Source organism: Aquiflexum lacus (genome assembly GCF_015476655.1).
In the GTDB taxonomy this organism is placed as follows: Bacteria; Bacteroidota; Bacteroidia; order Cytophagales; family Cyclobacteriaceae; genus Aquiflexum; species Aquiflexum lacus.
This window is the reverse complement of the sequence record NZ_JABFHF010000020.1, coordinates 17,491-35,554: the sequence shown is the minus strand read 5'-3', so window position 1 is coordinate 35,554 and position 18,064 is coordinate 17,491. Positions and strand designations below refer to the sequence as shown.

The following is an 18,064-nucleotide window of genomic DNA, read 5'->3' as shown; positions in this document are numbered from 1 at the left end:
TCGGGACCTTCACTTCGTTTCGATTTCAACCTATAATCATTTAAAATATGATATATGATTACATCATAATTGGTGCTGGTTCAGCAGGATGTGTTTTGGCCAATCGCTTATCCGAGGATCCAAAAAATACCATCCTTTTGGTGGAAGCCGGGGGGCCTGACAAGAAAATGGAGATTGCTATTCCGGGCGGATACACCAAATTGCACAGGTCTGAAGTGGATTGGGCTTTTTGGACAGAACCACAAAAACATCTGGACGGAAGAAAAATTTTTATCCCGCGTGGCAAAACCCTAGGTGGCAGCAGCAGTACCAATGCTATGGCCTATGTCAGGGGTAATAGGTTGGATTTTGATGAATGGGAAGCTTTGGGCAATAAAGGTTGGTCTTATGAAAAGGTGCTTCCTTATTTCAATAAGTCAGAACATAATGAAGATTTTAAGGGGAGGTATTATGGCGAGAAAGGACCCCTTCATGTATCTTATTCCCGTCAACCGCATTCCTTGGGACACTGTTTCATTGAAGCTTGCGAGTCAGCTGGTATTCCACATAATGAAGAGTACAATGCAGCAACGCAGTTTGGAGCTTCCATGCTTCAGTTCACGATCAAAAATAACGTTCGCCAAAGTACAGCTACTGCCTTTTTAAAGCCAGTTTTGAAAAGGGAAAACCTTACGGTTAAAACAGGTACGCAGGTGTCGAAAATTTTGGTGGAAAATGGGGTTGCCAAAGGAGTGGAGACAATCGATAAAAAAGGTAGTAGTCAAACTTATCATTGCAACAAAGAAGTAATTTTGAGTGTAGGGGCAATACAATCTCCCCAAATTCTGATGCTTTCGGGAATAGGAAATAAAGATTATTTATCAAAGTTTGGAATCCCGTCAGTTTATCATCTCCCTGGTGTAGGACAAAATTTGATTGACCATGTTTGGTCTGGTGTGAGTACTTGGTCTTCCATCAAAACCAATAATGAAGAGATTAAACCGCTCTCTCAGGTCAAAGGTCTTCTGAACCACTTTTTATTCAAAAAAGGACCGTTTGGAAACAGTCCTTTAACAGCCAATGCTTTTTTGGCTTCTGAAGAAGGAAGGGACAGGCCGGATTTACAGTTTCATTTTGTTCCCAGTGCTATTTCAGGGGACTATAGCACTGATATCTATAACCTCGATACCTATCCGACAAAAAGTGGTTTCAGTATTATGGTTATCCTTATCCGACCTGAGAGTAAAGGATTTATAGGTTTGAAATCAGCAAATCCAATGGATGCACCTTTGATTCAGCCCAACTTTTTTTCTGATAATCGGGATTTTGAAAGATTGGTAAAAGGAATGCATTTGGCAAAGAAAGTGATGGATGCTGAGCCATTGAAAAAATATCAAGAAGGTGAAATATTTCTTCCGATCGGTTTTGATACAAAAAACCTTGAAGACCATATCAAAAAAAGTCTTGAAACCCTTTATCATCCTGTTGGCACCTGCAAGATGGGACTTGATGAAATGGCAGTAGTGGATAATGAGCTTAAGGTTAAAGGAATCAAAGGCCTTCGGGTTGCTGATGCCTCCATCATGCCGACCATCATTTCGGGAAATACCAATGCCGCTTGTATTATGATAGGGGAGAAGGCTTCAGATCTGATATTAAAGGGATAGATTAACTTTCAGTATTATAGGAAAGCATTATATGATCAAAATTGGAAGTTTTTCAAAAGCTGTAATAGCTATAATCATACCTTCCGAAAGTAACCAAGATTTCTCTATCTGAAGAATCTCTGGCTTTAAAACCAAATGTGCCGGAAACAATCTTTTCATTCTTAAGCAACTTGACAGTGATCTGACCTTCGAAGGGAACGGAAACGAAATCCTCTTTTTCCAATTCTGATAAAGTGACTTTGTTTGTTTCATTAAAAACGAATTTTTTGCCAAATCCCTTTTCCATGTCATCCCAATCCTCATCCGTAAGCCCATTCAGTTCAAAAACGAACCTTAGATTTTGACTTTGATTCCAGACATTGATATCTAATACCAACTGGGTATGATTTTCATCAAAGTATTGTCGTTCACTTGCACAGCAAAATAAATACAAAGGTCTTATGTCATTATTAAAAAACTGATTTCCGACCTTTACACCTGCTATATTTCTACCGATTTCAGAATAGATAGGCAATCTGGGGTCGATCGGATCCGGAACAAATGTTTCGCAGGACACCAACATAAACACCATCAAGCTGGTATTTAATACCATTTTAAAACCTGATTTTTTCATTGTAAATATTTAATTGGATGCCGATAAGTACAGTTGTAGTATAAATGTCCCGCAATTGACCTTGGATCCCATCGATGGGATGGATCTCATAATAATCCAACATAGGACTTAGTCCAAAGGATGCCCGGGTGAATATGGAGAGGAATTTATCTGAAAACAGATCTAAACCGAGAAAAACTGCCCTTTCGGAATTTCGATAAGTCTGCAATCCTTCGTTTACATTTGAACCTGCGAGTATATTCAATTCAATTCCGGTATGAACATGGAATCCTTCTGATAGTTCATATCGAACCATAGGTGCAAATGATAAGAAACTGAGGTTGAGATTAAAATCTTCACCTGAAAGGTTTTGTTGGTAGCCTTTGGTGAGTACCATCAGGTCAGTCTTGAAACTGAGTTCAGGCGTGTTGGCAAAAGGATGGAAAGCCAAAATGACCCCATAGTGAAAATTTAATTTCCCTCTGGAATTTTCAAGAATGCCATTGTGCCTGACATTTGAATAATTTGGTCCCACCATCAATCCGACCTGCCCGTAGATTTGTGAAAAAGCCAATAAAGAAAAGACTATTGTTAAAAGTGAAGTTTTTTTATTCATAATAATTTCTTCAATTATGAGGAGACGAGAGTTGGTTGAAAAGTGTCCCAAGGATAAATGTAATTGTGGACATATTCTAATTATAAATTTGCCTAACAATATAGTCTGATAATTTTTATTAAAGGTAAACTTCTGATTTATTTTTCTGCTAAATTTAAGCTGACCCAAAATTCTTAACCTATGAATTTAAAAACAATTTTGCTTTCATCATTCCTTTTATCATTCCTGTCTTGTCAAGAAAAGGAGGTGTCAACAATCAATTATGCTGAGATTGCCGACCAAATGGAAAAATCCCTAAAAGAGAACCTTTTGGGAACTTGGTATCCCAAAGCCATTGACCTGGATTCAGGAGGCTATTTCAGCAATTTTACCCCTGATTTTCAGATCAAGGACAACAGTCAGGAAAAGATGATAGTCACCCAGGCACGTCACCTTTGGTCCAACTCCAAAGCTGCCAAAAGGTATCCAGAAGAAGCCCATTATAAGGAAGGAGCAAAACATGGATTTGAATTTTTGAGGGATAAAATGTGGGACCATGAACACGGTGGTTTTTACCAATTGGTCAGTAGGTCAGGTCAACCTTTATTGGAAAAGTCTCCCTTTAAAACTGCCTATGGCAATAGTTTTGGTATATATGCGCTTGCTGCTTATTTCGGAGCAACGGGAGATTCTGCTGGTCTTGACCTGGTTATCAAGGCTTTTCATTGGTTGGAAGAAAAAAGCCATGACCCGGTACATAAAGGTTATTTTCAGCATCTTGCCCAAGACGGTACTCCCATTATCCGGCCTGCTGATACCCCCTCCACCTCGGATTTGGGATATAAGGATCAGAACAGTTCCATTCATTTGTTGGAAGCCTTGACGGAATTGTACGAAGTTTGGAAAGATCCTTTGCTCAAAGAACGCTTAGAGGAAATGCTTTTGTTGGTCAGGGATACCATTGTCAATGAAAAAGGGTCCTTGGTATTGTTTTTACAGCCTGATTGGACTCCTGTATCCTTTCAGGATCAAGGTGAAGCGGAAATTATGAAACATAAAAGCCTTGACCATGTGTCCTATGGGCACGATGTGGAAACTGCCTATTTAATTTTGGAAAGTTCTCATGTACTAGGTTGGGAAAATGATGAGGTCACTTTGACCATCGCAAAGAAAATGGTGGATCACGCCTTGGAACATGGTTGGGACAAGGATAAGGCCGGTTTTTTTGATGAGGGATACTATTTTCCCGGAGAAGAAAAGCCAAGAATAATCAAAGACTCAAAAAACTGGTGGGCGCAGTCAGAGGGCATGAACACCCTACTGATGATGGCAGAACTTTTTCCGGATGATCCTTGGGATTATTTTGGAAAGTTTGAGGCACTATGGCAATACAATCAGGATTATCTCATTGATCATGAGCATGGCGATTGGTTTGCAGGAGGATTGGACAAGCAGCCGCAATTAAAAACAGGCGATAAGGGACATGTCTGGAAAGCCAATTACCATCAATTCAGGGCCATGCAGGGATGTATTGATAGGTTGAGGAGTTGGTAATTTTAGACATGAGACGTGAGACAAAAGACTTGAGACTTGGGTCCGATTGACCTTTGAAGCACCGCTGAGTATTGAAGGTAAATGAGTTAGAGTGTTAAGTTAATTTAGGACGTGTTGATACGTATTGACCTGTCAAAATGTGTAAAATTGAAATTAACTTTGCCTTGTCACCTCGACGTCAGGAGAGGTCTGCAGCCCACCTAGATGTCACAACCTTTTCTGTAAATGCTAATTTTCATAACTACCAATGACAGAATTTGAAATCGAGGGTTTAGTCCTACAAATAGCATTAAATCTATAATAAAACTTTGCCTTGTCACCTCGACGTAAGGAGAGGTCTGCTGCCCCTTTGATGTCATTTCCTTTCTGTAAATGCCAAATTTTAAAAACTACCAATGACTCGTTAAATGTTTCACGCAGCACTCGCAGCGAATTCGCAACGGACACTGCGTGAAAACAATTGTCATACCCTATTCTAAACATTTTAAAAATGTTGGAGACTGGATATGTCAAAAAAAACCTTTGCAGATTTGAATCCATTTCTGTATTCCAAAACAAGTGCTTATGCAAGTCACCTAGATCCCAATAGTAGGACAAAAGATAAAAAATGCTTTCACACCAACTCCAAGAAGCTTCGGGAAGAGTCAGGAAAACCTCATATTTCACTCCCTCACAAAATAAACTTCAGCTATTTTGCCATCTACTATCTTGTAAATGGCGATGGCCCGCATGGGAGGTTCATTTTTGGTGATGGTGACTTCTTCTTGGTCGATGACTGTGTTGCCCATGACCATTCTATTGACCAATTTGCAATAGAGATCCGGGGTACGGGCAAACATCCTTCCATACAGATCATACATTTTTTCCCGGCCTTCATAGAGCAACTCAGAGGGGAAATTGAATACCTTTACATTTTCTGCATAGGGCAGCACAAAGGCCTCTATGTCCCGATTATTATAAGCATCCAGTTGTTCCTGTGCCAATTTCTCAGCAATGATTTCAATTTCATTTTGGGCGGATGCATGCATACTCGGCAATGCGATTATTATTAATAGAATGTATTTATACACGTCTTGTGTCCTCCTGCCAGTTTTTGATTGATTTTTTGATTTCTTTGGATTTTAATTTATCCTTGATGGCTTTATCCATTAATGGCAACAACTCTTCATCACCGGCAAATCTCAACGCAATGATTTGTGAAAGCCTTAGTTTATTTTCAAGTTTCAAAAACGATTTACCAGTTAACTCGAAATACCTTTGCCTCATTTCCAATCGAATAATCCTATCCTGGGATTTGAGCGCGTATATTCTGGCAATTACCGGTAAGAGTAACAATACAAATGCTATGGCCAAAAAATACCATGCTTGGGATAATTCTTCAGTGCCCCAAACCGTAAAAAGGTTAACCAAGGACCAGGCCATAATGATCAAAGTCAAGGGAGTCACTACAAAATGGTGTAAGGGAAAATAGCGGGTGTGGTTTTTGTAATTTTGCATAACAAATAAAGTATAAAAGATGATTTTGTCAGAAATTTAGCCTTAAAGGTTTCAAATATCAAAATTGATGGTGAATTCAGACATTATTTTTTAAATAAGATTACGGTTTGGTCTTTTTGGAAAGCCTGACCATAATTAATACCTTCGTGTTTTAATCAAATAAGACTCATGGATTTCAAAAAACTTGATGCTGACCTAACGACAATCGTTGAAAAAAGAATAGCTCTCAGCCAAATACCCTATTCAGATGAATCATATGATGATATTGAAGAAGAACTTCATGATTTGGAGGATGACTTCAATGAGGATTTCGGAGACGAATTGGAGTCAGCCTTGGAAAAGATTTATGTTCAATTGAAGTCTGACAATGAGGTGCTTTTACCCTCAGCTTACCTTGCCAATGTCTACCATCCCATGAAACCTGATGCTTTTGGTAAAGTTACTTATGAAGTCAAAGGAAGTGAGGGCGTACCCATTGAATCAGAGCAGTTTGACAAAATGGATGTAAGATTGGTCATTATCCCTAATCCTACAAGGTTTGTTTTAAGAATCAACGGGAAGTCTATGAAAGACCTTTGGGTGGCGAGAGGGTAGGTTTTTATACTGTTTGATTTTTGAGGGTATTGAGGGTATTCAGCAATTTTCCCTCTTTTTGGAATATTCCTGATAACTTGTGAAACTGTTTTACTTTAGACAGGTCTGCATACAGTTAAAAAAGGCGTATTGTAATTAGCATAAGATTTACACCTATCAGCCCTGAATAGCCTGTCCCGAGCATCGGGAGGTGATATTTCAAAGCGTTGGGTGCAGCCCGACGTTTAATAAAAGGTCAACAGGTAGATTACCAGGCCTGAAAGGCTGGGATAAAAATAAATTACATAAAAACCATCAATCCCAAACATACCTCTCATCATAGTCAACTTTGTATTTTTTTAAAAATGCCCTAAACTCATCTTGGAATGTTTTTTTTTGATGATGTTGCTTTTGATATTCAATATATTTCCGCACTATATCTATCTGTGCTGGACTTACGGAAAATGCACCATATCCATCCTGCCAATAAAATTTCTTTAAGCTATCAGATTGAGTTTTCATCCATTTGGAAGACTCCGTTTTGAGATTTTCAACCAACTTAATGAGTGGTAGCTTTTTGGAAAGAAGACAAAGCACATGAATATGATCCAGATATCCTCCAATTATCAAAGATGGGGATTCATTATTTCTACATATTCCTCCTAAATACCGGAAAAGGGCATCTTCATATTCCGGTAAAATAAATGGTTCTCTGTTTTTGGTGCTGAAAATGATATGCAGATAGTTTTTTGCATGTGACTGTCCCATAACTAATTCATTTAAAAGTTTTAAAAGAAGGTTTTTTCAAGAAGTAAAAACCTGAAAATGAAATTAATGGAAGAAAACGGGGAACGAAAGTTTGAAGTGGAAATTAAACGGTTAAATTCGATTTAGGCCTTTCAGGCCCATGATTTCATGTCAATCGAAAAAGTGGATGGTTTACAATTAACTATCTCTTATTTCAGCCCTGAAAGGGCGGGATATCAAAGCGTTGGGTACAGCCCAACGTTTAATGAAAGTTCAACAGGTAGATTACCAGGCCTGAAAGGCTGGGATAATGATTTACCGGATTCCGTACAGTTTTAAATATCCGTGCCCTTCAGGCCCGGGAATAAGGTTTAATAGTTGTCCTTGTAAGAATGGGCGCTGCCCATTCCCTCGTTATTAATGCCTTTCAGGCCTTGGTTCTGAGTTAAATTTGGGGAATTGAATATTATTTAGGCAGTGGTTTAAATTCTTAGCCCTGAAAAGCCTGTCCCGAGCATCGGGAGGCGACATATCAAAGCGTTGGGTAAAGCCCAACGTTTAATGAAAGGTCAAGAGGTAGATTACCAGGCCTGAAAGGCTGGGATAAAGATTTACCGGATTCCGTACAGTTTTAGATATCCGTGCCCTTCAGGCCCGGGAATAAGGTTTAATAGTTGTCCTTGTAAGAATGGGCGCTGCCCATCCCTTTGTCATGCAGGCCTTTCAGGCCTTGGTTCTGAGTTAAATTTAGGTAATTGAATATTATTTAGGCAGTGGTTTATATTCTTAGCCCTGAAAGGCTAGAATAATCAATTAATTGAACCCCAATTTCCCCCTGACTTTCCCCAAAATATCTTTTGAGATGGCCCTAGCCCGGGCTTCCCCTGCTTCCAGTTTTGCTGCCAATTCCTTTGGATTGTTCATGAAATGATCGTACAACTTTCTTTCTTCGGAATATTTAGCGAGAATGAGGTCCATAAACTCTTTTTTTGCATGACCATAACCGAAATTTCCGGCAAGATATTTAGCTCTTAGTTGTGCAGTTTGTTGTTCATTTGCTACAAGGGAGTACAACTTGAAGACATTGCAAGTATCAGGATCTTTGGGTTCTTCCAAAGGTGTGCTATCTGTAATAATACTATTGATGTTCTTTTTCAATTCCTTTTCAGGTAAGAAAATATCAATATAGTTATTGTATGACTTACTCATTTTTTGGCCATCAGTACCTGGAATGGTCATGACAGATTCAGAGATCCTTGGTTCAGGAATGGTCAGAATATCCGCTTCCATCTTATGGTTGAATGAGGTCGCAATGTCTCGTGCCATTTCAAGATGCTGTAACTGATCCTTTCCAACAGGCACAATATCAGCACTATATAATAGAATATCGCAAGCCATTAAAACAGGATAGATAAACAGACCGGCATTGACATCTGCCAAGCGATCTGATTTATCCTTAAAGCTATGGGCATTGGCCAGCATCGGGTAGGGGGTAAAGCAACTCAAATACCAGGTTAGTTCTGTTACCTCAGGAATCATAGATTGTCTGTAAAAAACTGTTCTCTCAATATCCAATCCAAATGCAAGCCATGCAGCTGCTACCGCTAAAGTATTTTCTTTCCTTTGCTCCCCATCTTTGATAGATGTCAAAGAATGAAGGTCCGCAATAAAGATAAATGATTCATTTTCTTCTTTTTTGGTTAATTCCACTGCAGGTGCTATGGCACCAAGGATATTTCCCAAATGAGGTTTGCCTGAACTTTGAATACCTGTCAGAATTCTTGCCATTATTTTAAAATTTGGCGCAAAATAAATAATTCCAAGTACAATTCGCTTGATTTTTGACGTTATTTGCCCGTATGAAGAATTGTATGTTTTTAAGTCTTATCGTATCCTTTTCGGGACTATTAAGCTTACCACTTGGTGCTCAAACACTTGACAGAAAAACCCTGGCATGGGATCAAAAGAAAATTGATATTGGGGCTGTTTTAGAAGAAAAAGGACCTGTTCAGGCCGAGTTTTATGCTGTCAATAACCATCAGGATTCGATCTTTATTACTGATGTGATTACGGATTGTGGATGTACTTCAGTGGATTTTTCAAAGGATACCCTGAATAGAGATGGAATTGCTTCTGTCAAAGTACAATTTGACCCTGACCATAGAGGTGGGGAATTTTCAAAATTAATCATTGTAAGGACAAATCAGGATATCTATGGTGATACGCTTTACTTGGAGGGTATCAATATGCCAATTCCGGAAAATATTGAAATGGCTTATCCCCACAGAATTGGTGATCTTGGGTTCAAGCTTTCTGCGGTTAATATGGGACATGTTTTTACCAATGAGCCAAAAATAAAATATATAGAATTCCATAATTTTGGGCGGGCGGAAGTTTCACTACAAAAGGTACAGGATAGTCTACCTTCCTACCTTCAGGTTTCTATGGAGCCCGAAATTCTCAATCCGGGTCAAAGGGGTTTACTTATATTCTCCTATGATGGTGAAAGAAAAAATGACTTGGGCTATTTTGATGAAAGGGTTCAATTAAAATTGAAAGGTGACCAAGAACTTGAATTGAGAGTGATGTCTGTAGTATACGAATATTTTTCACCTGTACCAAAAAGCATGGAAGACATGGTCCCCAAGCTAGGAATTTCTGAAACAGATATTGATTTGAGGGATATTTCGGCCAATTCTAAGGTAAGCAGGTCCATCACTTTTACCAATATGGGTAAAGAACTTTTACTGATCAGAAAAATTATGACCAACTGTTCCTGTGTGGTTCTCGACTTAGAGAAAGACCAACTGGAACCTGGAGAGAGAACAGACCTGAAATTTACTTTTGATCCCAAAGGTAGAAAAGGCATAGATCACAAACATATCTCCATTTTCAGCAATGACCCTTTAAACCCTGTCAGGACTATTGTTGTGAAGAGTTCAGTAAAATAGGGAACAAGGAGTTTTGAAGATTGTCAGACTGTCAGTTAAAAAAGCACAAGGTTGTCGAGTTGTCAGCTATATCCACTGAATCTTCAATACTTTAGTTGTCAGGTACATAGTGTCGAGAAATAGGATTATCAGTTTTTTATTATCCCGCTGAGGTAAAACATTTTTTGCTGTAGAGGATTTACCAGGGCTATAAGCACAAAAGTGTGATGGTAACGAATTTAAATCCAGAACTTTACCATCTCTTATCATTCTTGTCGCATCTTCTCTCCCGTTGCTTTTCTAAGTCTTCAATAAATCAAGATGTACAGTCTTGAATCTTTTGTCTTAAGTCTTATATCTTAATTCTTAATCTCCAATTCTCACAACAACAAAACTCCAATTTCGTAACTTAATATAGACCTGTTGAATATTTTGGATTGATTATTGATTAAATATAGAATATTCAACAAAAATATCTTTTAATATTTTCTAACCTTAAAAAACTAGATCTATGAGTTCAACAAAATTTGTTTTAGGAGCATTAGTTGGCGCCGCTATTGGCGTACAAATTGGAATATTGGTAGCACCTGAAAAAGGTGAAGTGACCAGAAAGAAAATTTCTAAAAAGAGCGGAGAGTATCTTGATGATGCCACTAGCAAACTAAATACCTTCTTTGACACTTTAACCAAAAAAGTATCTGACGTCAGTGATGAGGTCGATAAATTGGCCAAAAAAGCCAAGGCAGAAGTGGAAAAGGTATCGAAGTAAGATTTACCTTTAATGGAAAGAAGGGAGGCGAGCGTCTCCCTTTTTTTGTTGGTATATCAAAATCTTGAAAACTGTAGATCATGACCAAGCGATTGGTTAAAGATTAATCTAATGGTGTTGATTACAATTATCCCTCTCTGACTTCGGTCGGAGGGGTATTTTTTTTAGAAAATACTCTTTTTGGGGTATTTTTTTTTATATTTCAATAGATGATTTTTAACAAATGAAACCTTGCAATAGATACCTTTGGTTTGTGGTGGTTTGGGGCGCTATTTTTTGGGTCGGAGAGGTTTTTGCCGAAAGTTTCCAAATTCAACCTTTTCCTGTTGTCTACCCCAATGAGGAATTGTTAGGATCTCATATGTTTTATTGGGAAGAGGTTGGTGAAAACAGTCCCGATCAGGTGCTGAAGAAATTTCTGAATGGTGAATTCACCTCATTTGGTGAAGCAAGACTTTTCAACAGAGGCTATACAGAATCCATTTGGTGGTTTGCTTTTGTCTTGGAAAACAGCTTGGATGAAAACAATAAGGTGATTTTTAGTCCTGTAGGTGCAGCCATCAAAGAAGGCATCCTGTATACTTTTGACGAAAATGGGGAGTTATTACTGGAACAGTATTCTGGATTCTTGTATGCAGGATCAGAGAGAGATATGAACAGCCGGATAAATTCATATCAGGTAATCCTTCCTCCGCTTACCCAAAGGTTTTTTTTGCTTAAAGTGGACAGCAGGGGCCTTAATACCTATATTCCTTTTTATTTGGATGGTGTCAATGAATATTGGGAATATGAGGTAAAAAGAACTTCTATCTATGGAACTGTCACCGGCATTTTGTTGATGGCTACCGGTTTGGGATTGTTTTTTTGGTTTTATTTCAAGGAGTCCATGTACCTGGCATTTGCAGGATATTTGATTTCCAGTTTAATTTTGATTTTAGAGGAGGATGGTTTTTTATTTCTTTGGGTTTACGGTGAATATCTTGGTGAACTATCTGCTATTATTATACCATTGTTTTCGGTTTTAATGTCAGTATTTTTGTTACAGTTTATACATTACTTTTTTAGGATTACACCCTATGGATTTTTTATCAAAGGGAAATCTGTTCCACTATTCTACGCCATTTATCTTTATGCTTTATTGGTGTTTCTCACCTTCTTTTTAACTGAAAGCTATAGTTTCAACAGGTATGTAAATGGCTTTGCGCTTTTACTGTCATTTATCAATATGATGTTGGTTTTGTATTTGACCTTTAGTCAATTCAAAAAGAAAGGAAAGATCACCTATTTTATTTTTGCTGCCCTTGCCGTATTGATTTTTGGATTTTCCAATTATGTTTTGAATCTGCAGGGAATTACGGACTGGCATCCTCTGAAGCCCAATGGATTGATTTTTGGCTCCATAGTCAATGTCATTGTCCTGACCATCGGTCTTTCTCACAGGTATTATCAGATCAGAAGAGATAAGGACAGGTTAACTGTTCAGATGCTGGAACAAGAAAGAAAAACAGCGCAAAGTATCATTCAGGCACAGGAAAAGGAAAGACAGCGTATTGCCAAAGACCTTCATGATGACCTTGGGGGACTGTTGGCCATGATCAAATTGAAGATTGATAGCATTTTGTTGAATCAAAAAGAAAACGGTGACAATAAGACTTCCCTCGAAGAAACCCAAAAACTGATGCAGATGGCCTGCCATGACCTGAGGTTTATCGCCCATGAACTGATGCCTTTGGAAGCAGCCGAGAAAAGGCTGAAAACCATGGTCTCAGAAGTACTTGACTTGGTCAAGGTGCAGAACAAAATCAAAATCTCCTATGATATAGGGGATATTCCTTATTTGAATATTGATACCAAAATCAATCTTTTCAGGATCATCAAAGAACTCTTAAACAATATCATCAAGCATTCGGAAGCTTCGGAAGCAGATATACAGGTTTTCTTTGATAACTATGATGACAGCATTACCCTAATGGTCTCAGATAATGGAAAAGGAATTCCTGATGAATTTATCAAAAACCCCAATGGAGGAATGGGCTTATCCAACCTTCAAAAAAGAGTCAATTACCTCAAAGGGCAACTACATTTTGATGTAAACAAAAACGGAACAACAGTTATTGTCACCGTTCCTTTCGAAAAAGTAGATATATGAGTAAGCGCATTTTGATTGCAGATGACCATGAATTATTCTCCTCAGGATTGGAAAGCCTTTTATGCAGAAATCCGGATTACTTGGTGATATCTCATTTTAAAAATGGGAGGGAAGTGCAGGATTTTTTTGATGATGCAGGGCAGGCTGACCTTTTGGTATTGGACCTGAATATGCCCGTGATGGACGGGATTCAATTATTGACTTGTTTACAAAGAAATTACCCATTGGTAAAGGTGCTGATTGTGAGTATGCACCAAACGGAATCTTCAGTCAATTTATGTAAAAAACTGGGCGCTAAAGGGTTTATCAGTAAGGATTCACATTTAAAAACCCTTTTGAATGGGGTTGAGGAAATCCTTGAAGGTGGAGAATATTTTCAGGATGTCTTCCAAGAAGTATCGACCGAATCGGGTTCGGGATTTTACGAAAGGCTGATGCTGGAATATAACCTAACCAAAAGGGAAGTAGACATCATCCAATTGATCCTCAACCAATACGAAAGCAATGAGATAGCTGAGAAACTGTTTTTGAGTCCATTGACGGTGAAGACGCACCGTAAGAATATTTTCAGAAAACTTGGCGTTCGGAATCTGACCGGGTTGGTAGCTTTGGTGAATGACCAACCAAGGTTTTGAAGCGAACAACTATTTAATCCTTAAGTGGGCTTCTTTTTTTGTTTTTTTTAACACAATTTTTCATAAATACTCCTTTTGGGGTATTTTATCCAAATGGTATAATCAGGAAATTGAATCCATCATTTTAACCGAAAAATCAAATTATTAAATTATGAAGCCCTTGAACTTAAACACTTTTGTTTTTTTAAGATTGATGCTTGCTGCATTTGTCTGTTATGTATTGGTATCCTGTGAAGGCCCTGAGGGCCCGGCGGGTGCAACAGGTCAGGCAGGACCCCAAGGAGTGGCCGGTGCCATAGGAACACCGGGCCCGCAGGGCCCGGCAGGACCTCAGGGTCCGATAGGTGCTGCAAATGTCATTGCAAGCGAATGGGAAAGTCTAACATGGACTGAATCCCCTCCATTTTCCACAAGCACTGTAATTGCAAATGAAATTACCGAAAACGTATTAAATCAGGGAACAGTTTTGGCATATTGGAGGACTACATCAACCAGTACCTCCATAAAATTGATGCCAACGCCGGTTTATAATACTACAACTGGTGTACTTGGTTACATTATCGATTATTCTATTCGAATTGGAAATTTATTGGTTTTTCATGGCGTCCCTTCTGATGGTCTTTCTGGAGCGAGCACTGCGTTTCCAAATGCATCTGTCAGGTATATTGTCATCCCGCCCTCAAGCGGTAGTGGTAGGATAAAATACCCTTTTGATTTTGATGATTACCAAGCCGTCTGCGAGTACTTCGGGATTAACCCTTAATGAGCTTGTTCGTATGTTTTATCCAAAAAGCCATCCGGGTGTTTGGGTGGCTTTTTTTTGAATTTTAGACCAAGTCAAGAGACAAGAGACAAGAATCAAGAGCCAAGAAACAAGAATCAAGAGACAAGAGTCAAGAAGCGAGAAGTGAGAGGCGAGAGGTTGGAAACAAAAAGGGAGATGCGAGAGGTTAGAAACATATAGCTTGTTCGGAAGACTTCAATTGGCAGGTTTTCAGAGTTTCATGCAGATCCCGATTCCTTCAGGGCATCTCCTGAGGTATGGGAGATTCTTCGCCTTAGCAAGCTGCGGCTCTGAATGACGAGGAACCTGATGTCATTACCCATTCTGTAAATGCCAATTTTGAAAACTTGGGTAGTCAGAAGTCAACAATCAATGCCTGCCCCAAGTTCATGAGTGAAGCACGTTACCTAGGTCTAATTTCTCGGCCTTGCCTGCCGGCAGGCAGGTCTCGGTTCTCGCATCTTTATTCTTGATTTTATTATATTTCAAGAAAAATTAGTACTTTTGGAAGTAAACCAATTATTATTTCATCTGAATTTTTGCTATAGACTCGTTTTTAAAAATGGAATAAAATGAAAAGTGCATGCTATATCGTTTGGATATTTTTTTCCAGCCTGGTATTTGGTCATGTCTTTGCACAAACAGACATTCAGATCCGCTCTTGGGGACAGGCCCATGGGATAGAAAGTGCAGTGATTTATGGCGTGTTCCGGGATCAGAATGAGCTGATCTGGATTTGTACCTACAACGGTCTTTTTTATTTTGATGGATTTAGGGCCTATAAATCCCCGATTTTGGAGCCGGATGGAAAAACATCTTTTAATGGCATTGTCAACCAATTGGTACAATCTTCCGATGGGAGATATTGGCTTAAGCTTGACCGTACAATGGGTATCTATGATATTTATTCCAAGGTATATTCGCCGCTCAAAACCCAACCTTCGAATTTGTTTTCCACTTTTTCAAGCGTTGGGGATCAGCTTTATATTCATGATCCGATAAAATTTCATTTGGTAGATAGAGAATCGCTTCGGATTATTCCAATGGTATTTGTAGATAATGAGGGTTACATAAAATCCGATACGGTAAAGCTCAACGGTTTAACTCGTGAATTTTTTAGTTATTTAGACGGACTTCCTGTTGAAGTTGTTCCCTCAGGCAAAAAAGGTGAATATGTTCAAAAAGTTGAGTCAGATTTTTTTGTTACAAATAGGAATAAAAAAGGATATTATAAATACAATGCAGATAGTAAAGGAAACACCTGGTATAGGCATATGTTTGAGATGGACTGGATAGTGGAAGATACTTTGGGAAAAAATGTTAGTCAGAAATATCTGGCTCCCTTTGAAGGAATTATAATTCATTACCTACTTACCCAGCCGGATTTTACTTGGTTAATTACTAATAAGGGAGTTGTGTTTTGGGAAAAAGAAAGTGAGAAACCTAGGTTCCTTTCGGAGGAACTTCCTGAATTGGAGCGGTCGGATGTAGTCAATTTTTTCGATCTCGGAAAAACACTATGGATTTGGAATAGAGCAGGAATTTCAAATATTAGGCCGAATTCATCCAAGTTCAATTCCATTACAAAGGAAAACTCAAGCCTCTTTAGCAACTTTATCCTAGGGATTTATCCATTCGATGAAAACCGATTGATCATCAAGCATGATTTTACGGATCTATACTATAGCTTTTTTGATTTGCGGTCCGGAGTAGTGACACCTGCACAAAGAGACGAAATATCCATGATTTTTGAATTAATGGAATATTGGGAAACCCGATGGCATGGCGATCCTAAAAGTTGGATTTTGAAGAATGGCAAACATATTCACAATTTTTTCCCCAACAATCCGAATACCAATCCATTTACAAGAATGTTTATATCCGATGGCAAGTCCTATGATTATTTTATTTACCCCCCGGATGAGTTTGATTTAGGAAATCAGCTATGGCGCATATCGGAAAACAAAATGGTTTTTCCCAGAATTTCCCCGCTTCAATATGCGCAACAGGGAGATACCGTTTGGATCGGGACCGAAAGTGAAGGATTGGTGGCCTTGCATACGCCAAGTGGACAGATACGGCAATGGCTTTCTGACCCAGGAATTTCAGAAAGCATGCCCGCCAACCGGGTGCATGCGGTAATTCCTGTCTCTGATGGAAATCTTTGGTTGGGAACCGGAAACGGTTTGTCATTTTTCAATAAAAAATCCGGAAAATTCCAAACCTACCGTACCCAGGAAGGACTCGTGGATAACAGGATTTATAGTATGGCCTTTGACCGAAAAGGACATCTTTGGATAGGGACAGGCAACGGACTTTCAAGATTTGATACTTTATATAAATCCTTCACCAATTTCACCAAAGCTGACGGCTTGGTCAACAGCGAATACAACCGAAACTCAGCCATATTACTACCAGATGGTAGGATGATGATGGGCGGGATGGGCGGAATTGACCTCTTTGATCCGGATGAGATTGAGGAAATGTTGGAAAAACCAAAGCCATTTATCGCCCATATCCACAACAATGACAATATGGTCAACCTTAAGTCACAATTTGAATTTGCACATGATGAAAACCATTTTGATTTTTATATTTCCGCGAACCCAATTTGGATGGCTTCTACATTGACTTATGAGTACCGCTTGGTTGGCTCGGAGAAAGATTGGCAAGACCTGAATTACTCCAACATAGTCCATTTCCCCAATCTTCCGCCCGGCTCCTATAGTTTTCAGGTCAAGATTGCCAATCAACCGGAGATTGCCAGCTATGATTTTGTGATCCATCAGGTTTGGTATGCAAGTTGGTGGTTCAGATTGGCTTTTATCCTATTTGGACTTTTTCTGATTTATCTTATTTATAGGATGATGCTTTCCCGGCGAATGTACAGGCTTCAACAAGAAAATAAAATCATGCAACTGAAAGCTGAACAGGCCTTATCGGTAACCAAAGAACGGGAAAGGATTATCGCTGACCTCCATGATGACGTAGGCGCTACGCTCAGCACCCTGCATATCTACGGAGATTTGGCAGGAAAAGTATGGGATTCCCAACCGGAAATAGGAAGAGAAATGGTGGATAAAATAAGGGACCAATCCAAAGAACTGATGGGCCGTATGAGCGATATTGTCTGGAGTATGAAGGATCCCAAAAACGAGAAATATTCCCTACGTTCCAGGATCCGAAATTATGCCAATGAATTGCTGGCTTCCAGAGAAATTCTGTTTGCAGATGTGCTTGCCTCAGATTTGGATGAAAAAATCGTACAGCCTGAGCTGAGGAGAAACCTGCTTTTGGTAGTCAAAGAGGCCATGAACAATATCGCCAAACACAGCCATGCTACCCGGGTCAGGCTGATGCTTTATGAAAAAGAAGGTCAGTTGATCCTCAAAATCAATGACAATGGCAGCGGATTGGATTTGCTGAAAGCCCAAAAAGGGAATGGATTGGGAAATATGGAAAAGCGGTGTAAGCAAATGAACGGAACATTGCGCATTGGAAGCCAAAATGGGAGTGGAACTACCCTGACCTGTTCTATTCCCATGGCTACATTTAGTATTGTAGATGGAACCGAATCCCCATAACTTTAAACC

The 18,064-nt window shown here is 39.1% G+C and carries 16 protein-coding genes; 10 read left to right on the top strand and 6 right to left on the bottom strand.

Annotated features, from left to right (window positions below; all coding sequences use genetic code 11):
- The first annotated feature begins 47 nt into the window (after positions 1-47).
- Positions 48-1,646 carry a GMC family oxidoreductase gene (locus HMJ38_RS16975; protein WP_194975620.1) on the top strand — a complete coding sequence of 533 codons (1,599 nt, stop codon included), beginning with the start codon at positions 48-50 and terminating at the stop codon, positions 1,644-1,646.
- A gap of 52 nt (positions 1,647-1,698) precedes the next feature.
- On the opposite strand, the gene HMJ38_RS16970 is transcribed toward HMJ38_RS16975, so the two are convergent.
- Positions 1,699-2,259: a hypothetical protein gene (locus HMJ38_RS16970; RefSeq protein WP_194975619.1), complete on the bottom strand. Its 561-nt coding sequence runs from the start codon at positions 2,257-2,259 to the stop codon at positions 1,699-1,701.
- Positions 2,240-2,854, bottom strand: coding sequence for an outer membrane beta-barrel protein (locus HMJ38_RS16965; protein WP_194975618.1), 615 nt, complete (start codon positions 2,852-2,854; stop codon positions 2,240-2,242). The genes HMJ38_RS16970 and HMJ38_RS16965 overlap by 20 nt, the downstream gene beginning before the upstream one ends.
- Before the next feature lie 180 nt (positions 2,855-3,034).
- Between HMJ38_RS16965 and HMJ38_RS16960 the strand changes: the two genes are divergently transcribed.
- The gene (locus HMJ38_RS16960; RefSeq protein ID WP_194975617.1) at positions 3,035-4,387 is read left to right on the top strand and encodes an AGE family epimerase/isomerase; all 1,353 of its coding nucleotides are present in this window, start codon (positions 3,035-3,037) and stop codon (positions 4,385-4,387) included.
- Positions 4,388-5,049: 662 nt separating this feature from the next.
- On the opposite strand, the gene HMJ38_RS16955 is transcribed toward HMJ38_RS16960, so the two are convergent.
- Entirely contained in the window at positions 5,050-5,415 is a 366-nt protein-coding gene (locus tag HMJ38_RS16955) for a nuclear transport factor 2 family protein (RefSeq protein WP_194975675.1), read from the bottom strand.
- Positions 5,416-5,449: 34 nt separating this feature from the next.
- Positions 5,450-5,884 carry a DUF6526 family protein gene (locus HMJ38_RS16950; protein ID WP_194975616.1) on the bottom strand — a complete coding sequence of 145 codons (435 nt, stop codon included), beginning with the start codon at positions 5,882-5,884 and terminating at the stop codon, positions 5,450-5,452.
- Positions 5,885-6,052: 168 nt separating this feature from the next.
- Between HMJ38_RS16950 and HMJ38_RS16945 the strand changes: the two genes are divergently transcribed.
- Positions 6,053-6,478 carry a hypothetical protein gene (locus HMJ38_RS16945; protein ID WP_194975615.1) on the top strand — a complete coding sequence of 142 codons (426 nt, stop codon included), beginning with the start codon at positions 6,053-6,055 and terminating at the stop codon, positions 6,476-6,478.
- A gap of 294 nt (positions 6,479-6,772) precedes the next feature.
- On the opposite strand, the gene tnpA is transcribed toward HMJ38_RS16945, so the two are convergent.
- Positions 6,773-7,225 carry an IS200/IS605 family transposase gene (gene tnpA, locus HMJ38_RS16940; RefSeq protein WP_194975614.1) on the bottom strand — a complete coding sequence of 151 codons (453 nt, stop codon included), beginning with the start codon at positions 7,223-7,225 and terminating at the stop codon, positions 6,773-6,775.
- 147 nt (positions 7,226-7,372) lie between these two features.
- Here tnpA and HMJ38_RS16935 point away from each other — a divergent pair, with 147 nt between their 5' ends.
- Complete coding sequence (locus tag HMJ38_RS16935; protein ID WP_194975613.1) at positions 7,373-7,543, top strand: hypothetical protein; 171 nt, start codon at positions 7,373-7,375, stop codon at positions 7,541-7,543.
- A 474-nt stretch (positions 7,544-8,017) separates the two neighbouring features.
- Here the strand turns inward: HMJ38_RS16935 and trpS are convergent, their stop codons facing one another.
- Positions 8,018-8,992 carry a tryptophan--tRNA ligase gene (gene trpS / locus HMJ38_RS16930; RefSeq protein ID WP_194975612.1) on the bottom strand — a complete coding sequence of 325 codons (975 nt, stop codon included), beginning with the start codon at positions 8,990-8,992 and terminating at the stop codon, positions 8,018-8,020.
- Between the two features lie 83 nt (positions 8,993-9,075).
- On the opposite strand from trpS, the gene HMJ38_RS16925 reads away from it, so the two are divergent.
- The 6 genes from HMJ38_RS16925 (at position 9,076) to HMJ38_RS16900 (ending at position 18,055) form a co-directional block, all read left to right on the top strand.
- The gene (locus HMJ38_RS16925; protein WP_228780109.1) at positions 9,076-10,155 is read left to right on the top strand and encodes a DUF1573 domain-containing protein; all 1,080 of its coding nucleotides are present in this window, start codon (positions 9,076-9,078) and stop codon (positions 10,153-10,155) included.
- Positions 10,156-10,645: 490 nt separating this feature from the next.
- Complete coding sequence (locus HMJ38_RS16920) at positions 10,646-10,903, top strand: YtxH domain-containing protein (RefSeq protein WP_194975610.1); 258 nt, start codon at positions 10,646-10,648, stop codon at positions 10,901-10,903.
- A gap of 223 nt (positions 10,904-11,126) precedes the next feature.
- On the top strand, positions 11,127-13,052 hold the full coding sequence (locus tag HMJ38_RS16915) for a sensor histidine kinase (protein ID WP_194975609.1): 1,926 nt from the start codon (positions 11,127-11,129) through the stop codon (positions 13,050-13,052).
- Positions 13,049-13,687, top strand: coding sequence for a response regulator transcription factor (locus HMJ38_RS16910; RefSeq protein ID WP_194975608.1), 639 nt, complete (start codon positions 13,049-13,051; stop codon positions 13,685-13,687). The genes HMJ38_RS16915 and HMJ38_RS16910 overlap by 4 nt, the downstream gene beginning before the upstream one ends.
- 151 nt (positions 13,688-13,838) lie before the next feature.
- Positions 13,839-14,450 carry a collagen-like protein gene (locus tag HMJ38_RS25555; protein WP_262892901.1) on the top strand — a complete coding sequence of 204 codons (612 nt, stop codon included), beginning with the start codon at positions 13,839-13,841 and terminating at the stop codon, positions 14,448-14,450.
- Between the two features lie 593 nt (positions 14,451-15,043).
- The gene (locus tag HMJ38_RS16900; protein WP_194975607.1) at positions 15,044-18,055 is read left to right on the top strand and encodes a sensor histidine kinase; all 3,012 of its coding nucleotides are present in this window, start codon (positions 15,044-15,046) and stop codon (positions 18,053-18,055) included.
- Positions 18,056-18,064 lie beyond the last annotated feature (9 nt).

Bases quoted from the DNA above. Each gene is read 5' to 3' on its own strand.
- HMJ38_RS16925 (WP_228780109.1), top strand. From the start codon at position 9,076: ATGTTTTTAAGTCTTATCGTATCCTTTTCGGGACTATTAAGCTTACCA.
- HMJ38_RS16920 (WP_194975610.1), top strand. From the start codon at position 10,646: ATGAGTTCAACAAAATTTGTTTTAGGAGCATTAGTTGGCGCCGCTATT.
- trpS (WP_194975612.1), bottom strand. From the start codon at position 8,992: ATGGCAAGAATTCTGACAGGTATTCAAAGTTCAGGCAAACCTCATTTG.
- HMJ38_RS16950 (WP_194975616.1), bottom strand. From the start codon at position 5,884: ATGCAAAATTACAAAAACCACACCCGCTATTTTCCCTTACACCATTTT.
- tnpA (WP_194975614.1), bottom strand. From the start codon at position 7,225: ATGGGACAGTCACATGCAAAAAACTATCTGCATATCATTTTCAGCACC.
- HMJ38_RS16955 (WP_194975675.1), bottom strand. From the start codon at position 5,415: ATGCATGCATCCGCCCAAAATGAAATTGAAATCATTGCTGAGAAATTG.
- HMJ38_RS25555 (WP_262892901.1), top strand. From the start codon at position 13,839: ATGAAGCCCTTGAACTTAAACACTTTTGTTTTTTTAAGATTGATGCTT.
- HMJ38_RS16960 (WP_194975617.1), top strand. From the start codon at position 3,035: ATGAATTTAAAAACAATTTTGCTTTCATCATTCCTTTTATCATTCCTG.
- HMJ38_RS16945 (WP_194975615.1), top strand. From the start codon at position 6,053: ATGGATTTCAAAAAACTTGATGCTGACCTAACGACAATCGTTGAAAAA.
- HMJ38_RS16965 (WP_194975618.1), bottom strand. From the start codon at position 2,854: ATGAATAAAAAAACTTCACTTTTAACAATAGTCTTTTCTTTATTGGCT.
- HMJ38_RS16900 (WP_194975607.1), top strand. From the start codon at position 15,044: ATGAAAAGTGCATGCTATATCGTTTGGATATTTTTTTCCAGCCTGGTA.
- HMJ38_RS16910 (WP_194975608.1), top strand. From the start codon at position 13,049: ATGAGTAAGCGCATTTTGATTGCAGATGACCATGAATTATTCTCCTCA.
- HMJ38_RS16970 (WP_194975619.1), bottom strand. From the start codon at position 2,259: ATGAAAAAATCAGGTTTTAAAATGGTATTAAATACCAGCTTGATGGTG.
- HMJ38_RS16915 (WP_194975609.1), top strand. From the start codon at position 11,127: ATGAAACCTTGCAATAGATACCTTTGGTTTGTGGTGGTTTGGGGCGCT.
- HMJ38_RS16935 (WP_194975613.1), top strand. From the start codon at position 7,373: ATGTCAATCGAAAAAGTGGATGGTTTACAATTAACTATCTCTTATTTC.
- HMJ38_RS16975 (WP_194975620.1), top strand. From the start codon at position 48: ATGATATATGATTACATCATAATTGGTGCTGGTTCAGCAGGATGTGTT.